Source organism: Bacteroides sp. 11BF (assembly GCF_019633765.1).
In the GTDB taxonomy this organism is placed as follows: domain Bacteria; phylum Bacteroidota; class Bacteroidia; order Bacteroidales; family Bacteroidaceae; genus Bacteroides; species Bacteroides hominis.
The window spans coordinates 1-6058 of the sequence record NZ_JAFKPJ010000042.1 but is presented as its reverse complement, the minus strand read 5'-3'; the positions used below and the strand labels follow the sequence as shown (position 1 = coordinate 6058).

Sequence of the window (6058 nt, the reverse complement as noted above, 5' to 3'; positions counted from 1 at the left end):
TATAAATTGGAATACTAACCTAATCACTTGCCAAAGTGATTATTATCAAGCCCCTATTATGGGCGCACTAAAAGTATAGAAACTCCCGTCCTCCGTGATTACCGACATATTGGTTTCGTTCGGGAAGTTACGCACGGTAGCTTTCACGCGGATGACGTTCTCCGCTCCGTCGGCTTTACCCGCAATCAGGTCGGGCGAGCCTAAATCGACGTAGCGCACCTCCGAGGGGAAAATGACGTGGACGGTCTTGTCGTAGGTCACTTCCAATCCGTGCGGGGGAACCATGCGGTCGAAGGTCAGCTTCTTTGTCAGCCCGTGATACAGATCGCCGTCCGCCTCCTTCTGCGGATAGACCTCCTTTGTCAAGGTCGGTTGTTGGCTTTGCCTTCCTCCTCCTTGCGAGGCATAGTCAAGCGAGCTTGTCTCTGCTCTCGCTTCGTTCGTCGGTTCACTTCCGTTGTTCTCTCCAACGGTTACGTTCTCCTGCGCGTTGGCAGTTATGATGCCCATAGCGAGGGCAAACATGATGATTACTTTTTTCATTCTACTTTGGATTTTAGTGGTAAATAAAAATTTGGTTGTTGTTTTTTTAGTCGTTGATTGTTATTGTTTTCAATCTCTGTCCTGATATAGCATGACCTTGTATCCGGATTTCAGATGCACCTTGACGGTACGCATCTTCTTGGCGATATACTGGCTCGTGCCTTGTATCAGCCCCTTGCCCAAGTCGGAGGCGAGCTGCGCCCCTGCGTTGGTGGAGATATTAATGCTGCTGCCCAGCGAGCCGCCCATGTTGGCGGCAACCTCCCTGACGGCGTTCATCTCCATCGAGTTTGGAATGAAGATGCCGGGCTGTCCGTCCGTGTCATACACCGCCAGTTCTACCGGGATAATCGTACCTGCGTACTCCAGCGAAGTTATTTCAATATCGAGTCGTTCGCCCTGAATCTTTGCCGTGCCTACCACCACTGCATTGCGGGGTATGATTTTGTCCGCCACTGCCATCGGCTCCAGCAGCCGTAATCTTACCGCCTGCCCGTCAGTCACACTCTGCGCCCCATAGACACACGCCGATATGGTGTTCCTGTCCGATACAGTCGTGACACCCACCGCCGTATTGAAACTGCGGTTGCGCTCCTGCGAGAAGGAGGCGACAAACTCAGCGTTGCTCATCGGCTGTGAGAGCGAAGATACCACCTGATGCGTTACCTGCCTGACAGGTGCAGCCGTGTTCTTTCCGGCTTTCTGCACGGGGTAAGGCTCTGCCGCCTGTCCGACAGGTGGCTGTGTGCCGTTCTGCCCGCCCATGTACTTCGCCGCCAGTTCATAGGACTTCTCCATGAGTGCCACTTGGTCATCCATAGCGGATGCCTTGCCTTTCTCGGTTTCCAGTTCCGATTCCAGCGAGGCGATACGCTCTAACAGTTCGTCCATTTCCGCGTTGTCGTTCTTCGGCTGCTCATAGAAGTTGCCGAGCGTGGTATTGAGGTCGCGGTAGGCAGCTGCGGAGGATTGGATGGTTTTCGGAGCGGATGATTTTGCTGTTGCATCTTCCGCATTTCCGGGATTAGCAAGGTCGAAGTCCCTGCCGCCGTCCGTTTCCGCCACCTCGCGGTCGAACATATCGCCCAGTTCCTGCATGGCGCGGCTGCGGTTCTCCTGCCGTTCCTCCATTGCTCCCTGTTCGTAGGCTTTCGCCTTGTCGCCGATGATCTGGCGGTTCGCCTTGTCAGCGTCGGGCATTTCGATGTTGTAACCACCCGTTCCCGGTTGCTGCTCCTTGTCGGAAGACGGGGCGAATATCAGCCACATAGCACCGATGAATACCAGCACTATAGCGGGCAGCACTATCATTTTCTGACGTTTCAGCCTTTGGGCTTCGGTCAGCGGCTTGCGCTCCTTCTTCGGTTTCCCGTTGTCGGGAGCCGCCTTGTTCTCGTTTTTAGGTTCATTCTTCGTCTGTTCCATATAAATAAGGTATTACATTATGATTGTTGTCCGGCTTTATGGACAGTTCCACCTGTCCGGCATGGTCTGTTACCATCCGGCTGCCGTCATTCCTGCCGATTTCATAGACGGCTTTGCCGAAGGTGTAGAGGGCAAGCACCGCAAAGGCGGCGAGCATCGCCAGCACGATGCGCCTGCGTGTCTTCGGGGGCAAACCGTCCAGATAGCCTTTGAGCCTTGCCACCAGCATTTTCTTTTTGTCGTGGAGCTTCCAGTACGCACGCCAAAATGATTTTTTGATTTTCTTCATGTCCGTTTACCTTTTGATGGTTTGTAAATCCTTGTTCTCGATGATGGTGAATCCCTCGATGGTGAAACCGTTGGGATTGTCGTCCGAACGGGACGAGTTCAAGAGGCGGCACGTAGTCACGAGGCTGCGCTCGGTGACGTTGCTCTGCCGGATGATCTTCTGCGTGGCGTAGGTCACGGCACGGTAGGGATAGCCGTTGAAATCGCACACCACGCTGTCCACCTTCAACACCTGATTGATGTTCCCGGCGATGATGCGGTTGTAGTACCCCTTCTCGGCAAAGTCCGAATAGTAGTTGTACACGCTTTTGTCCGCTAATAGCAGGGCGCGTTTCACGTTATGCTCTATCGCGCTCTTTTCGGGTGAGAGCGTGAAGAACAGCTCGTGGAAACGGCGCACGTGTTCCCTCGCTTCTGCCGGACGGTTCTGCGACAAGTCTTGCGAGAGAGCCAGCATCAGCGACTTGCCGTTGTCCAGCACGTAAATCTTTTCCCGTTGCCGCTCCGCGAAGCGGTAGGAACTCCACACGCTCCATACCGTTATTACGGCACACAACGAGAGGAAGACGATACCGAACAGGCGTATCTGCCTGAACGATGATTCGATGTTTTTAAGTGACTTAAATTCCATTGTTGTTTATTCGTTTTTAATTGTCAGTTGATTATTTCAGCAGCTTCCCGACACGTCCGACCACGTTTCCTGCGGCTGCGCCCGCCACGCTGCCCGCCATANTTCCTGCGGCTGCGCCCGCCACGCTGCCCGCCATACTTCCGGCTCGTCCTGCCGTCTGGTTCACGTTGCGACCGTAGCTTCCCATGCCTCCGGCTTGGATAATCCAGCCTGCTACCGTGGGGATGGTGAAGTAACCAATGATGCCGATTATCATGAAGACGATGTACACCCCGTCGCTCGAATCCAGCGAGAAGTTCGGGTCAGCCTGCATCCGTTCGATGTCGCTTTGCAGCATCAGCACTTGTATCTTCGCCAGTATGGTGCTGAACATATCCGACACGGGCAGCCACAGATAGACCTGTATGTAGCGGCATATCCACTGTGTAAGCGTGCTTTGGAAGCCGTCCCACACCGATATGGCGAAGGCTATCGGACCGAGTATCGCCAGCACCACGAGGAAGAACGTGCGGATGGTGTCTATCACGAGGGCGGCGGCTTGGAACATCAGTTCCAGTATCTCGCGGAAGAAGTCGCGGATGCCCTTCTTCATGTTGTACATCCCGCGCTCGATGTACATCCCCGCCATCGTCACCATGTCGCCGGGCGACCAGCCCAGTTCTTCCAGTTGTTTGTCAAACTCCTCATTTGACACGAGGTAGGCGGTTTCGGGATTGCGCATCATCGCTTCGTACTCCAGTTTGTCCTTCTGCTCACGGTATCGGTTCATGTCCAGCGTTTCCGCCTCCAGCATCTTTGCCGTACCCTGCACGACGGGCGACATGATGCTGTTTATCGTACCCAGTACCACCGTCGGAAAGAACATGATGCACAGACCGATAGCGAACGGGCGGAGCATAGGGAACACGTCTATCGGTTCGGCTCTCGCCAGCGACTGCCATACCCGGTAGGCCACATAAAAGAGTGCGCCCAGCCCGGCGATGCCTTTCGCCACGCCCGCCATGTCCCCGCATAGCGGCATCATCTGTTCGTAGAGCGAGCGCAGAATTTGGTGAAGGTTGTCGAAATTCATAGGCTACCAATATCTTTCGTTCATGTTCCCGTACAGCCCCATGATGCGGTCAAGGTCGTTTTTCTTCTTCGCACGCAGGTAACTCACGCTAATGTTCTTGTTGGTGTAGTAGCTCACGAGGTTGCGGTAACGCTTCATTTTGGAGTAGCAGCGTTCCACCACGTCCATGCGCTCCTTGTCCGTCATGGAGAGCGTGGTGATATTCACCACATTCTTCAGTTCCGTCAGCACATCGTTGGATTCCTCCAATAACTTGGTGTAGCCAAAGGCGATGGCTCCCAGTTCCTCCACCGTGAAGTTGTCGTCACGCATCATCTTCTGGAAACTGGTCACATAGGTGTCGGTGATGTCACCCACCATCAGAATGGTCTGCTGCACCTTCCGGGCGTCCTTTACCAGATTGTTCACGGATTTGAGTGCGTCGTAATACTTCTTGCCCTGTTCGTAAATCTTCACGGTCTCTTGAAAATTTTTTATCATATTCTGGGCGGTCGTGGAAGTGTGTACCACGTTCTTCGAGGTGTTCACGATGCTCTGCGCGATGTTGGACGGGTCTATCACCGCCCACTGTGCGCTTGCCCTGCCGACTGCAAACAGGCACAGGCAGATAATAAGTGTTATTCTTGTTCTCATGTTACTTTGGATTTTAGTGGATTTCATTATTTATTGCTCGCCTATCGGATGGTCCGGTTTCGGGTTCACACGCACGTAGTCCCCGTTCGGCGAGAAGGTCAGGATGTCCGTCGCCTCGTTGTAGGACACGTCGATGCGGAATCCGGTGTTCATGAACAGATTGCCGTTCTCCTCCTGCAAGAGATAGGTTTCCGGCTTCAGCTTGCGGCGGATGCCGCTCCGCTTGAATACCGTCACCTTATAGGCTTCGCCCTCCTTGTAGATAAGCACGTCGGGCTTGCCCTCCACACTCTCCCAGTTTCCGCAAAGCAGGTCGCGTCGGTTGTCCGTTATGTCGCAGGATTGCAGCACCATGACCGCCAGCCCGATTAAACACTTGCTGACTTGCAGCATTTTCGTTCTTGATATACTCATACGCATTTTCTTTTTTAGTTGATGAATCTGTTTCTATTTATTCCTTTTTTCTCCGCCTTTCGGCAAGCTGCCGGATGACGGCTTCAATGTCGCCGCCCAACTGTTCCGCCAGACGGTAAACCTCTACTTTTTCCGTTTCTTCGGTGGTGTACGCCAGATACTCTTCAGCACTAACTTCGGTGGCATAGACTGCCGACTGCGTGCCGCCCAGTCCTATCCACACTTCCTTGTAGAGCCTTGACGGGTTGTTCGCCATGTTGATGGAGAGTATCTGCGACTTCTCTTTCTCCGTCAGACCCAACAGGGACTGTATGGCATCAAACTTGTTCATGTACTTCCGCTGGTCAAGGAGTATCTTGCAGTCGGAGTTGTTGATGATGCTCTCCTTGACGACGGGCGAGGAAATGATGTCGTCCACCTCCTGCGTCACCACGATTGCCTCCCCGTAATACTTGCGCACGGTCTTGTACATATAGCGCAGGTACTCAGCCATGTTCGCCGAAGATAGAGCCTTCCAAGCCTCTTCCACTATCAACTGTTTCCTTACGCCTTTCAATCGGCGCATCTTGTTGATGAAGGCTTCCATGATGATGATGGTCACCACAGGGAAAAGCTCGCGATTTTCCTTTATACTGTCAATCTCGAAGACGATGAACCGCTTGCCGAGCAGGTCGATGTTCTCCGTGGAGTTGAGCAGGAAGTCGTAGCGTCCGTCCCGGTAATACTGCCGCATGGTGGTGAGCATATTGTCGATGTTGAAGTCGGACTTCTCCACCTTTATCTCACGTTCCGCCAGTTCGCGGCGGTAGTCGTCGCGCATATACTCGTAGAAGGTGTTGAACGAGGGGACGATGCTCCGGTCAGCCCTGATACGCTCGATATAGGCGTTCACCGCACTGCCCAGTTCGCCGCTCTCCGTCTTCGTCACTTTGTCGTCCTCCGACTTCCAGAGCGTCAGCAGCAATGTCTTGATGCTGTCCTTTTTCTCCACGTCGAACACGTAATCATCGGTGTAGAACGGGTTGAACGAAATCGGTTTCTCCTCCGTGTAG

General features: G+C 53.5%; 7 protein-coding genes and 1 pseudogene. All 8 read right to left on the bottom strand.

From position 1 onward, the window contains the following. Positions 1–66 precede the first annotated feature (66 nt). Positions 67–543: pseudogene (locus tag JZY04_RS20575) on the bottom strand (DUF4138 domain-containing protein); the annotation flags it as partial. Positions 544–612: 69 nt separating this feature from the next. After that, entirely contained in the window at positions 613–1968 is a 1356-nt protein-coding gene (gene traM, locus JZY04_RS20570; protein WP_032595739.1) for a conjugative transposon protein TraM, read from the bottom strand. Beyond that, positions 1949–2257 (bottom strand): TraL conjugative transposon family protein, encoded by a 309-nt coding sequence (locus tag JZY04_RS20565; RefSeq protein ID WP_004308924.1) that lies wholly within the window; start codon positions 2255–2257, stop codon positions 1949–1951. The genes traM and JZY04_RS20565 overlap by 20 nt, the downstream gene beginning before the upstream one ends. Positions 2258–2263: 6 nt before the next feature. Next, the gene (traK, locus tag JZY04_RS20560; RefSeq protein WP_004308925.1) at positions 2264–2887 is read right to left on the bottom strand and encodes a conjugative transposon protein TraK; all 624 of its coding nucleotides are present in this window, start codon (positions 2885–2887) and stop codon (positions 2264–2266) included. 31 nt (positions 2888–2918) lie between these two features. Then, positions 2919–3959, bottom strand: coding sequence for a conjugative transposon protein TraJ (gene traJ / locus JZY04_RS20555; protein ID WP_220577457.1), 1041 nt, complete (start codon positions 3957–3959; stop codon positions 2919–2921). 3 nt (positions 3960–3962) lie between these two features. Next, positions 3963–4592, bottom strand: a complete 630-nt coding sequence (locus JZY04_RS20550; RefSeq protein WP_004308927.1) for a DUF4141 domain-containing protein — start codon at positions 4590–4592, stop codon at positions 3963–3965. 30 nt (positions 4593–4622) lie between these two features. Further along, entirely contained in the window at positions 4623–5006 is a 384-nt protein-coding gene (locus JZY04_RS20545) for a DUF3876 domain-containing protein (protein WP_004308928.1), read from the bottom strand. Between the two features lie 37 nt (positions 5007–5043). Further along, positions 5044–6058: TraG family conjugative transposon ATPase (locus JZY04_RS20540; RefSeq protein ID WP_220577456.1), on the bottom strand; the 1015-nt coding region annotated here is incomplete at its 5' end.